The sequence below is a fragment of the Mesorhizobium sp. P2_F8 genome (assembly GCF_056403655.1).
This window is the reverse complement of the sequence record NZ_JBFUFB010000005.1, coordinates 355286-369183: the sequence shown is the minus strand read 5'-3', so window position 1 is coordinate 369183 and position 13898 is coordinate 355286. Positions and strand designations below refer to the sequence as shown.

Below are 13898 nucleotides of genomic sequence, written 5' to 3'. Positions count from 1 at the left end.
CCCAGCAATTTGGTTCTGGAGAACAGCTTTCCTTGACGGGAGCGGCTAAGCGACCAATGTACGGAGGCCTTCTTGTCTGCAGGAACTTTTGCTTATGACCGCCTCGATCTACGATATTCCGTTCAGCCGCGCCGACGGCTCTACCACAAGCCTTCGTGCATATGCCGACAGCGTCCTGCTGATCGTCAACGTCGCCTCCAAATGCGGCTACACCAAGCAGTATGATGGCCTGGAGGCGCTTTACGCATCGTATCGCGAGCGTGGCCTGGTGGTGCTCGGCTTTCCGGCCAATGACTTCGCCGGCCAGGAACCGGGCACCGACGCCGAAATCCAGGAATTCTGCCGGCTGACCTATGGTGTCGAATTCCCTGTGTTCGCCAAGATCGTAGTCAAGGGACCACAGAAGCATCCGCTCTATCGAGCGTTGATCGAGGCGCTGCCGAAGGCTGTCTTCCAACCGGGTAGCACGCTGGCGGCCCGGATGGCGGGGAAAGGTGCCGCGCCCGGACCCGACGAGGTGAGTTGGAACTTCGAGAAGTTTCTGGTCGACCGCAAGGGGATCGTTGTCGCCCGCTTTGGCTCCGACACCGAGCCGCAGGACGAGGCGATCGTCGGCCCTCTCCGCAAGCTCCTGGCGGTGTGACGCAAGATACAGCCTGCTGGTGCGGCCCTTCCATGGCTGCGTGCTGCAAGGTTCTTGGCACCGCTGCGTTGCAGCTTCAGTGGTAAAGCCAGCCATCTAACCCGAGGAGAGTAGGTCATGGATCTGCAACTGGACGGAAAACGCGCCCTGGTCACCGGCGGCAGCAAGGGAATTGGTCGTGCCATCGCCCGGCAGTTGGCCCTGGAAGGCGTCGATCTCGTCATCGCCGCACGCAACGTTGCCGATGTGGACATTGCCGCGCGCGAACTGGCTGCGGAGACCGGACGCAAGATCGTCGGACTGACCGTCGACACACAGGACGACAGCTCGGTCAGAGCGCTGGTGGCCGCAACGGTCGCGGCGCTCGGCGGCCTCGACATTCTGGTCAACGCCGCGGCCAAACCGGGCGGGCAGGCACCGCCGCCGAAACTGGCCGAGATCACCGACGACCTGTTCTGGGATGACGTGAACGTCAAGGTGATGGGCTATCTTCGCATGGCGCGCGAGGCTGCTCCTCACATGGCTGCCGCGGGCTGGGGCCGAATTATCAACATAAGCGGCCTCGCAGCGCGCCAGACCGGCTCGATCATCGGCTCGATCCGCAATGTTGCCGTCTCTGCCCTGACCAAGAACCTTGCCGACGAATTGGGCCCCAAGGGGATCAACGTGACGGTGGTCCATCCTGGCCTGACCCGCACCGAAAAGACCGCTCCCCTGGTCGCCGCCCGCGCGGCTTCGGCAGGCGTTTCGCCCGAGGAGATCGAACAGCGTCTTGCCGCCAATGTCACCATCGGTCGCCTCGTCGATATGGCCGAGATCGCCGACGTCGTTGCATTCCTCGCTTCGCCGCGAAGCGTTGCCATCAACGGCGACGCGATCGCATGCGGCGGCGGGGTCAAGGGGCCGATACACTATTAGCCGGCAACGGCCGGCGGCTGTTGCAGTCGGCTACTTGTGCATCAAAAATTCTCCACCCAAGGCCGCAATTCAATCTCCCACGTCCAGGCGCTTCGATGCTGCTGATGGATCGAGAGATAGGCTTCGGCGATCGCGTCCGGCGAAAGCCAACGGTCGGGCGGGGTCGAGTCTGGCGACCGCCCCGGGTCGCTGGATGCTATGCCGCCATCGATGACGAAATGCGCCACATGGATGTTCTTTGGCGCAAGCTCGCGCGCCATCGACTGCGCCAGCCCACGCAGACCAAACTTCGGCATTGCGAAACCGGCGGAATTGGCAAAGCCCTTGACGCTGGCCGTGGCTCCCGTGAACAGGATCGATCCGGCGCCCGCGGCCTGCAACCGACGTGCTGCTTGCTGACCGAACAGAAAGCCGCCATAGGCACCCACGAGCAGTGCTCTTTTCACCTCCTCCGGATCGAGATCGGCAATGCCGCCGCGCACGCGGCCGGCCGCATTGAAGATCGCCAGCGAGAGCGGGCCGATGCCATCCACCGCACGGAACAGGTTTTCCACCGATGCCGGGTCCGACACGTCGGTTGAGATCACCTCGGCCCCGGTCTCGGTGGCAAGCGCGTCGAGCTTCGCAACATTGCGCGCCGCCAGCACCAGCTTGAATCCTTGGCGGCTGAATACCCTCGCCAACGAGGCGCCAAGGCCGGATCCCACGCCTGCGATAACGGCAACTTTGCTTGTCATGGTTCTCTCCGACGTTGCGCCCTTGTGATGGGGACAGGCCCTCAGTCAGGCAGATGAATAGCTCGCTGGTTGTAAAGGATCTTGCGGATGTGGGCCTGTTCCTCCTGCGTAAGCTTGCTCTGGTCGGTTGACAGGTCGGCGCCCACCGCCAGGCCACGCTGCACGCCCGGGCGCGCGCCGACCTCCTCGAACCAGCGTTTGAAATGCCTGAACTCATTGATGTCCTGGCCCTGTGCCTGCCAGTTGACGGTCCAGGGATAGCTGATGATATCGGCGATGGTGAAGTCTTCACCTGCAAGGTAGCGGCGATCGCGAAGTCGCATATTGAGGACGCCGTAGAGCCGGTTTGCTTCGTCGGTGAAGCGGCGTACCGCATAGGACTGGTCGCCTTCCCTGTCGCCCAGCCTGCGGAAATGACCCGCTTCGCCCAGCTTCGGCCCCTGGTTGGCCATCTGCCATATCACCCACTGCGCGACATCGCACTTGGTGCGCAGGTCCTGCGGCCAGAGCTTGCCGGTCTTCTCCGCAAGATAGAACAGGATCGCGCCGGACTCGAACACGCCGACGGGCGCGCCGCCGTCTCTCGGTTCGGTATCGACGATGGCCGGCATGCGGTGGTTGGCGTTGAGCTTTAGGTATTCAGGCGTGAACTGGTCACCATGTGAGATGTCCACAGGCTTCAGTGCGTAAGGCGTGCCTGTCTCTTCCAGGAAGATCGAGATTTTTTTGCCGTTGGGCGTCGGCCAGTAATAGAGATCGATCATGCTGCGTCCTGCCTGCACTGTTGGGGAAGCGGCATCAGCTTCGCGCCATTCGCTCATGAAGCAAGCTAGACGAAATCGGGTTCCGGTTCACGAAGCGACGATCTACGGATGCACGATTTTGAGGAAAAATTGTCTGTACGAGGACGGAGGCTGAGCAAGCGTCAGGACGTGCTTGACCGTGGCCCGCGGGCAGCTACGGCACCAGCGCCGCCTACGCCGGAATAAACACCGTCAGCCTGATGCCGGATAATGGACAAATTGCTTACGTTAGTCGTGCTCGCGTGGTGCGCGGCGTGGCCAGGAGCAGGCTTGTTTCGCTGCCCGTTATGCCGGCAATCAATCGGATGCGCCGTAGCACAGCATCGAAATCTGTCAGTGATGCCGTCCCGAGTTCGACCACCAGATCCCACCGGCCATTGGTGGTGTGGATGGTCGAGACTTCCGGGAAGCCGCCCAGCGCCCGGACCACGCGGTCGGCGGCATGGCCCTCGATCTCGATGAGCATGATACCGCGGATGCGCTGATCGACGGCGTCGGCGCGCAGCACCACCGTGTACCCGATGATGTCGCCGGACCGTTCCAGGCGCTCCATACGCGCCCTGACCGTGGCGCGCGAGACGCCGAGATCGACGGCGAGATCCGACACGCTGCGCCGCGCGTCATGCCGCAGCAAGGTTACGAGCCGTTCGTCCAGTGTATCCATCAGCTTACCATTTTGACCAGTTCTGCTGCCAATACGATAAACAATGCATTTCGAATTGCCAATTCTGCCTGTTCATATCGCCGGCTCGCCATGGTTCTCTCGCGGCATTCGAACTTGACCGTGGGAAAAACAATGCGTTGCAAAATCGTCGGGGCACCGGTGCAGGACGGCGCTGGCAGAATGGGCTGCGAAATGGGGCCGAGCGCCCTGAGGACCGCCGGACTTGTTGAAGTGCTGTCCGGCCTCGGCCACGCTGTCGAGGATATGGGCGCCGTACAGGCGATGCCGGCGAGACGCATTTCGCATGGCAATCTGGCGCTGAAGGCCCTGCCCGAAATATCGGCCTGGACATCCGCCATTGCCGCGGCCGCCTACGCGGCGAGCGAGGACGCCATGCCGATCTTTCTCGGCGGCGACCACTCGATCTCGGCCGGGACCGTGTCGGGTCTCGCCCGCCGCGCCGCTGAGACCGGGCGGCCGCTGTTCGTGCTGTGGCTCGACGCGCACCCGGACTTCCACACGCTCGACACCACCGCCAGCGGTAATCTGCACGGCGTTCCGCTCGCTTACGCCAGCGGCCAGCCGGGTTTCCACGGCTATTTTCCGGATCTACCGGCAGCGGTCGATCCCAAGCGTATCTGCACAATGGGCCTGCGCAGTGTCGACCCGGCCGAGCGTAGCGCGCTCAACCAGGCGGGCGTGACCGTGCACGACATGCGCGCCATCGACGAGCATGGCATCGCGCCGCTGCTGCGCGCCTTCCTGGCGCGGGTGTCTGATGAAGACGGGCTGCTGCATGTCAGTCTCGACGTTGATTTCCTCGACCCGTCGATCGCGCCCGCAGTCGGCACCACGGTTCCGGGAGGCGCGACGTTCCGTGAGGCGCATCTGGTGATGGAGATGCTGTCCGACAGCGGCCTCGTCTCCAGCCTGGACCTGGTCGAGTTGAATCCTTTTCTGGACGAGCGTGGCCGCACCGCGACGTTGATGGTCGACCTGACGGCGAGCCTGATGGGCCGCCGCATCATGGACCGGCCGACCCGCAGCCATTCCGGGAGCTTTTGATCATGACCACGGCAAAGCTGAACATCGTCCCCTTCGTCAGCGTCGACCGCATGATGAAGCTGGTGAATGTTATCGGTGTCGAGCGCTTCCTGACCGAACTCGCTGGCTACATCGAAGAAGACTTCCGTCGCTGGGACCTGTTCGACAAGACGCCGCGCATCGCCTCGCATAGCCATGACGGCGTCATCGAGCTGATGCCGACAAGCGATGGTCGCCTCTATGGCTTCAAATATGTCAACGGCCATCCGAAGAACATGCGCCAGGGTCTGCAGACGGTCACGGCCTTCGGCGTACTCGCCGATGTCGGCAGCGGCTATCCGATGCTGCTCACGGAAATGACCATCCTGACTGCCCTGCGCACCGCCGCCACGTCCGCTGTCGCGGCCAAGTATCTGGCGCCGAGCGGCGCGCGCACCATGGCCATCATCGGCAATGGCGCCCAATCGGAATTCCAGGCGATCGCCTTCAAGGCGCTGACCGGCGTCGATCGGCTGAGGCTCTACGACATCGACCGCTCCGCCTCGCGCAAATGCGCCAAGAACCTGGCTGGCATGGGTTTTGATATCACCATCTGCGAAACCGGGCAGGAAGCGGTCGAAGGTGCCGGGATCATCACGACCGTTACGGCTGACAAGCAGTGCGCCACCATTCTCACCGACAACATGGTCGGCTCCGGCGTCCACATCAACGCCGTCGGCGGCGACTGCCCCGGCAAGACCGAACTGCACAGGGACATCCTGCTGCGCTCCGACATCTTCGTCGAATTCCCGCCCCAGACACGCATCGAGGGCGAGATCCAGCAGCTGGATCCCGACCATCCGGTGACCGAGCTCTGGCAGGTGATTGCCGCCAAGACCCAAGGCCGCCGAGATGCCAAGCAGATCACCCTGTTCGATTCAGTCGGCTTCGCGATCGAGGATTTTTCGGCGCTACGCTATGTGCGTGACCAGCTGCAGGCGACTGGCCTCTATGAGGAACTCGACCTGCTCGCCGATCCCGACGAACCGCGAGATCTGTTCGGCATGCTGCTGCGGGCCGCTATGCAGCCGGCAGCATAACAAGGCTCATCTCGAGAACAGCAGGTCTCTGCCTTGCCAGCCGAGCCAGATTTCCTTTTACGTTTAAACAGAAGTTTAGACGCTCAGGGAAATGGATCGAAGGTGCGCAAAAGACAGTTCTTTACGATCCGTTAACCGCGTCGATACTTTGGCGCAAATTTCCGTTACGGAAGCCAAAAACCAGGTGCATTGGTCGCCAATCCGTTTTAGTTTACATTCTATAAATGCGTTATTTGGCGAAGTTGACTTTGAGTTAGCCACGCTTTTTGTGGCCGATCCTCGCTGTAACGATCCAATACAAAATTGATCTTGCAAAGATATTGCCTGTAAAGAGCGATGAGGCTGCCGCTTCGGTGGCCGGGGGGCTTTCGTGCATTTTCTTTTGCTCGTCTTGCTGAAGAGATACGTCTTCAATCCGGCGATTGTCTTGGCAGCCTTCCTTGTCTACGGCGAAGGAACTCACCTTGCCGCAGCTCAGCAAATGTGCGGCCAGGCGCTGTCACAGTGCGACCTGCAGACCGACTCCGCATGCCTCGAGCGCACCTATGCCTGCGGTGAATATGATACCGTTATCCAGTCGCTCTTCGTCGAGCGGTTCGAACCGACGCCCGACCAGAAATACTTCGTCGGCGCATCGTTTTACGGCCGCCACATCCGCGAGCGCGCCGCCGGCGTGCAGTGCGAGATGGTGAAGTTCGCGCGCGAATACCTGACCGACTACCTGTCCGGCGTCGAGGCCGAGTTCACCACCAGCGGCTCGTTCGGCACGATGCGACAGATGGACCAAATCTATCATGCCGCGCAGATGCTGACCGACCTCGGCGACGTCACCGGCTGCCCGGAATCGGCGCTGACACGCGCCACCGTCGAGGACATCGCCCGTAGCGAGGCCGTACGCTATGCGCGCTCGGTGTTCCTGCAGCCGCCGCCGGAAGCTCGTTCCTCGTTCGACACGCTGCAATTGGCGCTGAGAAGCTTCGTCAGTCGGGCGTCCGATCTCGAGACGGGCATCGCCCTGCGCCGCGTCGAGATCAAGTCGGCCGAAACGCACCTGAAGGCGATCCGCGTCATTTTCGCTGATATCTTCGGACCGGTGACCGGGGCGGGCGCGACGCTGGTCGCCAACACCTCGATCCTCGACGGCCTGGCCGCGAAGACGACGCAGATGTTGCGCTCGGTCGAAGTATCGGAGGGAGAATTCAAGCGGGCACTCGGCAACGTCACGCCAGAGCAATACGCCAATCTCAATCGCAACACGGTCGCCAGCGCGGAGGATTTTCTCAAGGTCTCCGCCTTCCACATCAACATGATCGGGGTGCTGCTGCCGACCGATCCGGCAAAGCCCTTCTGGCGGCTGGACGCCGAGGTTCATGCCGACAACGCTGCCCAAGGCGCATTCAACGATCTCGCCAAGGTAAAGGCGGACTGGAAGGCGCACGGCGCGGCCACCGGCATCTGCGCCCAGGCAGGCGCTGCCGACAGGGTGTGGTACTGCCGATGACAAGCTTCCGAGCCATCGCGTTGTCCGTGATTGTCAGTTGCGTCCTGGCCGGCGCGGCCAGCGCCGCATCGATCCTGGAGCGGGCTTACACATCGGAGAAACTCGACGGTTTCTGGAACGCCACGCTCTCGAACGCAACGCCCGACGCCACCCGGTTCAGCGTGCTCGCCCCCGGTCCCGCCGCCGTCGAACCGAGCCACGAGGCGACGCAGCCCGATTTCGGCTTGCCCTTCACCGGCGAGGTGGTCGGCGAGGCGTCGGGCTCCTCCGGCGGCAGCCGCAGCGTCGGTTTCCCGATCATCCCGCTTTCGGCCGATGACGCCTCGGTGCTGATGCGAAGGCTTGCGTGGTCAGAGATCTACCTCAGCCGCTACCGCTTCTTCGCCCCAATCTCGACCGATAGCGCCGAAGAGCTCGCCGCGCTCGTCGGCCGACAATACGCCGCTGCCGTCGAGGCCTACCTGATTACCGGGCGGCTTTACTTCTCCGGGGCCGACTTGCCGGAGAAATGCCGGCACCTGACGCGGATGAACGAGATCAATGCCGGGCCTTTGTCAGGCGCCAGCCTGGCTTCGCTGCCTGCGGCCTGGCGTCCGCTGTTCCCGATCGTCGAGGCGGTGCGTGCACGGCTTGGTTCAGACGCGCTGGCGAAACTGGTCTGTTCGGTCAAGCCGGTACGCGGGCGCGCCGAGACGACCGGCCTGATCGAGACGCGGGTGCGCGCAAAGATCGTCAAGGCGGTCAGGACGAAGGTCGACGACACGCTCAACCTGATGAACGCCGCTTCGACCGAATACCAGTCACTGGTCAACGAGATGGACGTGTCGATCAAGTCGGCCGAGGTGATGGAGTTGGAGCGTGTGCTCGGCAACGCACAGGCCAACATGGTGCTCGTCAAGGAGGATCAGCTGAAGGCAGCAGAGACGATCGCCACGCTGCAGGCCGTCGACCTCTCCAGCCTCAACCAGCCGGAATCGCTGAAGGAGTTCGAAGACGGCAAGGCAAGGATGACGCAGATCGTCGGGCAGATCGAAGGCGTCATGACGGCTCTCTCCGGCCTCGCGCACGTCGTCGACGATCCGGCGATCACCGCCGAGCTTTCTTCCTGCGCAGGATTGGCCGGAGCGTATTCGAGGCTCGACCTCACGCTCGACACTGGCGCGCTGACCGCGACGATCAACGGCCCTTACGAGGACTGCATCAACCATGCCCGGGCGGTGGTCGGGCGTTTCCAGAATCCATCGCTTTCCAAGGCGCAGATGGCCGAACTTGCCCGGCACGTGCGCCAGATTTCCGAGGTCTTTCTGTCGACGGGGCAACCATGAGACGGTTCTTCCTGCTTTGCGGACTGGTCGTCAGCATCGTTTTCGGCGCTGCGGGAATGGCGCGCGGGCAGGACTGCATGGCTCTCGACATCGACGCGGCGGCCGGCCATGCCGGCGAGCTGACGACACTGCTCAAGATCGCCAATTTCCGCGCCGACGTGAAATACATGGGTGAGGTCGCCACCGAGCTCGAACAGTTCCTGACGACTTGCGGCGACGAGGCGACCGGACGGCTGGCGATCGTGTGCGATTTCGACTGCCACCTGCAACTCGGGCGCTATCGCCTGTTCCTCGCCGCCGACATGCCCTTCCTGTCGTCGGCGAGCGGCGTCAGCCGCAACGATACGCCCGTCTCGCCGCAAGCAGCGCAGGAATTCGGCCGGCAAGGCATCGAGATCGTCGACCGGGGTCTTCGCATTCTGGCCCGACAACAAGGCGGTGACCAGGGCACCGCGGCGGGAGCAGATGCGAGTTACCGCACCTTCGTGCGGCAGCTGACGGCGCTGTCCTCACTGAAGATCCAGTTGCTGATGAACACTGGGGATGTCTGGTACCAGACCGTCTCGGAGGCACGCGTCAAGGCGCTCGACTTCCTGGTCAGCGATACGCTGGGTGCCGTCGGAGGCGCTGGCCTCGACAGCCAACCCAACCTCTCCAAGGCCTACACCAATTACGAGGCCGCGATGTGGGTGCTGGTCGAGACGCAGATGGATATTCCGGGCGAGTCCACCTACGACGACCTGCGCGCCGACCTGCTGCTGCAGCAGAGCGACCTCGATGCGCGCATGGACAGCGTGCGCAAGGGCTTCCTGTTCCTCAACATCGACCCGATGCAGTTCACGACGATCCCGTTCGAGGACCTGCAGGAGGCCCTGGCCGAGAGCGAGCAGCGGTTGACCGAGGTCGAGCGCAATGTCGAGGCGCTGGTCGAGCGGTGGTACGCCAACAAGGAAGGCGAAGCGACGCGCGCTCTCGACGAGGAGCGGACGATCCGCAGCCAGGAAGTCAACCTTATCGCCCACAAGATCGGCAAGCTGGAGCACGAGGCGCAGACCTTCGCCACCACTGTCCAGCAAGAGATCAACGCGGTCGACGCCGAGAAGGACACGTTCGGCTATCGCCAGCAGATCAGATCGCTGGAGATCGAGCTCGGCACCAAGATAGCCGAGTTCGAAAACCAGCGCCGCCAGATCAATGACAGGCAGGAACTCGACCTCATCGTCCTCTCCAAGGAGGCCGAGGTCGAGCGACGCAACGAACTGCGCTGGCTGCTGAACTGGGAAATGACCCAGATGAACCTCGATCTGCAGATTTCCTCGCTCGAGAGCCAGATCACCGAATACGCCCGCCAGACGGAGCGCAACGCCAACCAGCTCGAACAGGCGGTTCGCCAGCGGCAGATCCTTCAAACCCAGATCGCCAACAACCAGGGCGCGATCGCCCGCGCCAACGACACAATCACCGAACTGCAACTGCGCCAGACCGACCTCTATCAGCGCCGCCGGGCCGTCGACCGCGAGCAGCTTTGCGGCATCGAGAATCAGCTCGCCCTGATCGGAGATACGGCCGACCATCCGTTCACGCCGCTGCTCGCGGGCGAACAGGCATGCCAAACCGTGACGCCGGCCTTCACGCGCAACCAATACGTTGCCCAGATGTGCGGCCCGGACGGTCAGTCGGGCCTCAGGGCCCAGCTCTTGAACTCGCAGACACAAGCGAAAGCGTTCCTGATGAAGTGCGTCATCGGCAGCGCCGACTTCGCCGATGTCGAGCCGCTGATCGCCGACCAGCAGATGATCACATCGAACATCCCGCTGCCGCAGGAACTTGCGAACGTCGATTGCGGTTCTTTTTCCCAGACAGAAACGGACTTCGCCAAGAAACTCTACGAAGCCGAGAGGGACCTCTATGCGAAGAGGAAGGCGGACCTCGAGGAGGCGCGTGACCAGGTCGACGGCCAGTTGTCGGAAGTGATCGCCTGGTTCGTCGCGTTCAACGGCACCACACAGGCCGCGCAGGTCATCCTGACTTCGGTGCAAGGTGCATACTCGATCGGCGCCGCGGTGCCCGAAATCATCACCTGCGCCTGCGGTTTGGGCAGCGGCGTCGCGACTGTGGTGGACGTCGCCAAACCGATCAGGGCGGCCTTGGAAGCGGCCCAATCCATCCTGTCGACGATCATCACCACCGGCCAGATCACTCAGGCGAATATTAATGAAATCAACGCGCTGAAACAGCGCCTCACGCAGCTCCGCCAGGCGATTGGCCAACTCGATCTCGACAAGGCGCTCAAAGCAAGGGCGCTGGTCGACACGCATTTCCAATTGGCCGGCCGGTTGGCGCAAGGGGCGCAGGAGATCAAGGAATTGGCGCTACAGGGCTCGATGGCGGCGGTTGACTGCCAGAGCCAGGATCTCAGCATCGACGAGCAGGTGGCGCGGCTCAAGTCCGACCACGAACGCATCCTCGCCGGGCTCGACCTTCAGGCGCGCGAGAACGACATGCTGAGTTTCCAGATTACGGACCAGCAGCGCACGATCGACCGGCTGACCAACGAGATCGCGATCCTCAATCTCGAACTCGACAAGCTGTCCCTGTCGGAAGCCCAGCTCAACCAGGACAATGCACGTGTCGCCGAACTGGTCGCGGCAACCAACGGCCGCATCGACCGCGTCCGCGCCGCGCAGACGACAGTGACAGGCCTCGCCGAGGAATCAAATGCCTCGACCAACCTGATCAACGAACTGCGCGACCGGCAGAAGGACAAGATGCTGGCACTGAACGATGCCGAACTCGCCTTCGTCGAGCAGCGCATCACGCAGTCGCGTGGCAACACCGAGGAACTCGTCGCGGGACTGAACCAGGCCAAGGATCTCGGCCTGAAGAGCCGCGCTCTGCAGGACAGCATCCTGAAGTTCCAGAGCAACGTTCAGGCCGAGGTGACAAAGCAGCAGGAGGAAATGACCAAGCTCGTCACCCAGATCGACGATCCGGCGACGCGCAAGAATCTGTTCATCGCGACCCAGGATACCATCGCCGACCTGATGAAGGGCATTCCCGAATATCTGGTGACCAAGCGGCGCGTGCTCGAGACCGCCAACCGGCTGATGCACCTGATGCGACGCCGCTTTGAAGTGGTGCAGGCCTTCACCGGCGACGCGGCGACAGTGCCCGCGGTGTATGTGCGCAACGCAACCCAGCTCCAGGCGATGATCGACGACATCGTTGCCAAGCGCTTCTTCGACGAGCGCCAGATCAACATCGATGTCGCCCAGATCGTCGTGCCCGCCAATTCAGGTTTCGCCCGCAAGCTGGCGCTCGACGAGAATGTCGAGTTCGAGGTTTCGCCTTTCGCGTCGACCGACGCGCTGATGAAGGCAAACGGCTATTTCGCGCTGTGGGCGCCCAACAAATTCCGCGAGCGCAAGAACCTGACCCTGATCGATGTCTTCGCCGGCACCGACTACCAGTGCACGGGGGCGCAGTGGAACCGCTTCGCCCTGCAACACCGCGGCAGCGGCTTCATCTTCAAGCCGCTGACAAAGGGGGCGAGCGAGGTCCGCGCAGACATTTCGGTCGGGCCGGAGCGGGTCGCGTTGCAGACCTTCTTCAACCAGGCCGACAGCGGCGACGAGATCAGCCGGATCATCCGCTACTGGGTGCAGGATCGCTACCAGGCGCGCAAATTCCCGCGCGCGCCCGGACCGTCGAACGACACCAGCCTGATCCTGCCTTATCTCGGCGCGCCGCTGATCGGCTCCTACCGGCTGTCACTGCAGCCGAGCGACTGCCCGTTCGACGGCGCCGTGTTCACCCTCTATTTCATCTTCGCGAGCGCGCCATGAGAGCCGTCGTCGCCACAGCAGCGCTCGGTCTGGCGCTCAGCGCGACGGGAGCGGCCGCGCGCGACCTCTTCGTCGACAATCTCGCCGGCTATACGATCGAATCGCGCGTTCTCGACGCTCCCAACTGCGAGGGGCCGGCCATTCCGGACGGCACGCTGAAGACCTTCGAGCAAGGCCTCTGCGTCTTCCACCGCCCGGCCCGCAGTCCGAGCGATAGCGAACGTGCGGCCAACCTGATGCGGGAGGCGCAGACACGCGGACTGCCGCCCGTCCACCAGCAACTCGCCGGGCTGATTTCAGGCTTGGCGACCTGCGCCGAGGCTACGCGTCACCTCGACGCCTACCGGGCTTCCGGCAACCAGAACCGGATGGAGCAGACGCTGTTCTGCCGCGACCGGCGGCACAGCCAGGCCGACCTGAACGCGATCGAATGGAACCATGCGCTGTTCGAATATGCCGACGGGCTCGCTTCTAACCGAACGCTGGACCAGAGGCTGGCCGAGATGAGCGCCTGCCAGGCCGGGCCCTTGAGCGCCGATTTCGACGCCCAGTGCGGCCTGATCTCCAATCTGTCCGACACCGAGATCGATGCCTTCGCCGACGGGGCTGCCGGCAAAGTCATCGAGAGCTACTTCGCCAGCGTCGAGAGCCCGATCACCGCGATGTTTTCGCGCAAGCTGAAACGAGCCGAGGGCCTGGTGCAGAGTTCGCGCGCCGGCATCGATGACATCAAGGCGGGCGCCGACACCGTGAACAAGGAATACGCCGCATTGAACCAGGTCTACGAAGCGGCGCGCGACACCAAGATGGGGCCGATCTACAACGCCTACCGCGAGGCGATCCTGAGGGCGACCTCGATCCTCGACGAGTTCGACCGGTGGAAGGGCGGGCTGTTCATAACCTCGGAAAACATCAACCTGATGCCGAAGATCACCGAACGATCGGGCGAGATCGCGGGCGAGAAGACGCGCGTCGACGGCCTCGCCTTCGAGGCCAAGGCGAGCGCGCTGGTCGGCGACATCAAGCGCATCATCAATGCCGACGCCGAGAACCGCGCCGCGGTCGCCGCCTTCTGCCGCATCTATTTCTGCGAACTGACCAACCGCCGCTCGATGGCCGACGTCATCCGGACCTGCCGCCGGCCGGCGCTCGCCAACAACCCGCTGTGCGTTGGCCAGAACGGGCAGATCACCAATGGAACTCTTACGGTCGACTTCCAAGGGCCGCATTCGATCACGGTCCAGGCGCTGTGCCAGTCAGCCGGCCTCGATCCGTTGATGACCGAGGTCAATATGGACCCCGCGCGCGCCGCAAGCTGCTTGAGCGAATTGAGATGAGA

Annotated in this window: 11 protein-coding genes; 8 read left to right on the top strand and 3 right to left on the bottom strand. The window is 63.0% G+C overall.

Annotation, left to right across the window (positions count from 1 at the left end; genetic code table 11):
* Window positions 1–94 precede the first annotated feature (94 nt).
* A complete protein-coding gene (locus AC1DZP_RS15055; protein WP_477303408.1) occupies window positions 95–643 on the top strand; it encodes a glutathione peroxidase in 549 nt (182 codons plus the stop codon).
* 117 nt (window positions 644–760) lie between these two features.
* The gene (locus AC1DZP_RS15050; protein ID WP_477225656.1) at window positions 761–1561 is read left to right on the top strand and encodes an SDR family oxidoreductase; all 801 of its coding nucleotides are present in this window, start codon (window positions 761–763) and stop codon (window positions 1559–1561) included.
* A 41-nt stretch (window positions 1562–1602) separates the two neighbouring features.
* Here AC1DZP_RS15050 and AC1DZP_RS15045 read toward each other — a convergent pair whose 3' ends face one another.
* The 3 genes from AC1DZP_RS15045 to AC1DZP_RS15035 all read right to left on the bottom strand — a co-directional run bounded on the left by AC1DZP_RS15045 (window position 1603) and on the right by AC1DZP_RS15035 (window position 3765).
* Entirely contained in the window at window positions 1603–2298 is a 696-nt protein-coding gene (locus AC1DZP_RS15045) for an SDR family NAD(P)-dependent oxidoreductase (RefSeq protein ID WP_477303406.1), read from the bottom strand.
* A 41-nt stretch (window positions 2299–2339) separates the two neighbouring features.
* Window positions 2340–3062 carry a glutathione binding-like protein gene (locus AC1DZP_RS15040; protein WP_477303404.1) on the bottom strand — a complete coding sequence of 241 codons (723 nt, stop codon included), beginning with the start codon at window positions 3060–3062 and terminating at the stop codon, window positions 2340–2342.
* Window positions 3063–3324: 262 nt separating this feature from the next.
* Window positions 3325–3765: an Lrp/AsnC family transcriptional regulator gene (locus AC1DZP_RS15035; protein ID WP_095080404.1), complete on the bottom strand. Its 441-nt coding sequence runs from the start codon at window positions 3763–3765 to the stop codon at window positions 3325–3327.
* Window positions 3766–3897: 132 nt separating this feature from the next.
* Here AC1DZP_RS15035 and rocF point away from each other — a divergent pair, with 132 nt between their 5' ends.
* The 6 genes from rocF (at window position 3898) to AC1DZP_RS15005 (ending at window position 13896) form a co-directional block, all read left to right on the top strand.
* A complete protein-coding gene (gene rocF / locus AC1DZP_RS15030) occupies window positions 3898–4830 on the top strand; it encodes an arginase (protein ID WP_477303402.1) in 933 nt (310 codons plus the stop codon).
* A 2-nt stretch (window positions 4831–4832) separates the two neighbouring features.
* Window positions 4833–5888, top strand: coding sequence for an ornithine cyclodeaminase (locus tag AC1DZP_RS15025; protein ID WP_457151214.1), 1056 nt, complete (start codon window positions 4833–4835; stop codon window positions 5886–5888).
* Window positions 5889–6258: 370 nt separating this feature from the next.
* Window positions 6259–7389 (top strand): hypothetical protein, encoded by a 1131-nt coding sequence (locus tag AC1DZP_RS15020; protein WP_477303400.1) that lies wholly within the window; start codon window positions 6259–6261, stop codon window positions 7387–7389.
* Entirely contained in the window at window positions 7386–8714 is a 1329-nt protein-coding gene (locus AC1DZP_RS15015) for a hypothetical protein (RefSeq protein WP_477303398.1), read from the top strand. Before AC1DZP_RS15020 ends, AC1DZP_RS15015 begins: the two co-directional genes overlap by 4 nt.
* On the top strand, window positions 8711–12559 hold the full coding sequence (locus AC1DZP_RS15010) for a coiled-coil domain-containing protein (RefSeq protein WP_477303396.1): 3849 nt from the start codon (window positions 8711–8713) through the stop codon (window positions 12557–12559). Before AC1DZP_RS15015 ends, AC1DZP_RS15010 begins: the two co-directional genes overlap by 4 nt.
* Window positions 12556–13896 (top strand): hypothetical protein, encoded by a 1341-nt coding sequence (locus AC1DZP_RS15005; RefSeq protein WP_477303394.1) that lies wholly within the window; start codon window positions 12556–12558, stop codon window positions 13894–13896. The genes AC1DZP_RS15010 and AC1DZP_RS15005 overlap by 4 nt, the downstream gene beginning before the upstream one ends.
* The last annotated feature ends 2 nt before the right edge of the window (window positions 13897–13898 follow it).

Bases quoted from the DNA above. Each gene is read 5' to 3' on its own strand.
- AC1DZP_RS15055 (WP_477303408.1), top strand. From the start codon at position 95: ATGACCGCCTCGATCTACGATATTCCGTTCAGCCGCGCCGACGGCTCT.
- AC1DZP_RS15050 (WP_477225656.1), top strand. From the start codon at position 761: ATGGATCTGCAACTGGACGGAAAACGCGCCCTGGTCACCGGCGGCAGC.
- AC1DZP_RS15045 (WP_477303406.1), bottom strand. From the start codon at position 2,298: ATGACAAGCAAAGTTGCCGTTATCGCAGGCGTGGGATCCGGCCTTGGC.
- AC1DZP_RS15040 (WP_477303404.1), bottom strand. From the start codon at position 3,062: ATGATCGATCTCTATTACTGGCCGACGCCCAACGGCAAAAAAATCTCG.
- AC1DZP_RS15035 (WP_095080404.1), bottom strand. From the start codon at position 3,765: ATGGATACACTGGACGAACGGCTCGTAACCTTGCTGCGGCATGACGCG.
- rocF (WP_477303402.1), top strand. From the start codon at position 3,898: ATGCGTTGCAAAATCGTCGGGGCACCGGTGCAGGACGGCGCTGGCAGA.
- AC1DZP_RS15025 (WP_457151214.1), top strand. From the start codon at position 4,833: ATGACCACGGCAAAGCTGAACATCGTCCCCTTCGTCAGCGTCGACCGC.
- AC1DZP_RS15015 (WP_477303398.1), top strand. From the start codon at position 7,386: ATGACAAGCTTCCGAGCCATCGCGTTGTCCGTGATTGTCAGTTGCGTC.
- AC1DZP_RS15010 (WP_477303396.1), top strand. From the start codon at position 8,711: ATGAGACGGTTCTTCCTGCTTTGCGGACTGGTCGTCAGCATCGTTTTC.
- AC1DZP_RS15005 (WP_477303394.1), top strand. From the start codon at position 12,556: ATGAGAGCCGTCGTCGCCACAGCAGCGCTCGGTCTGGCGCTCAGCGCG.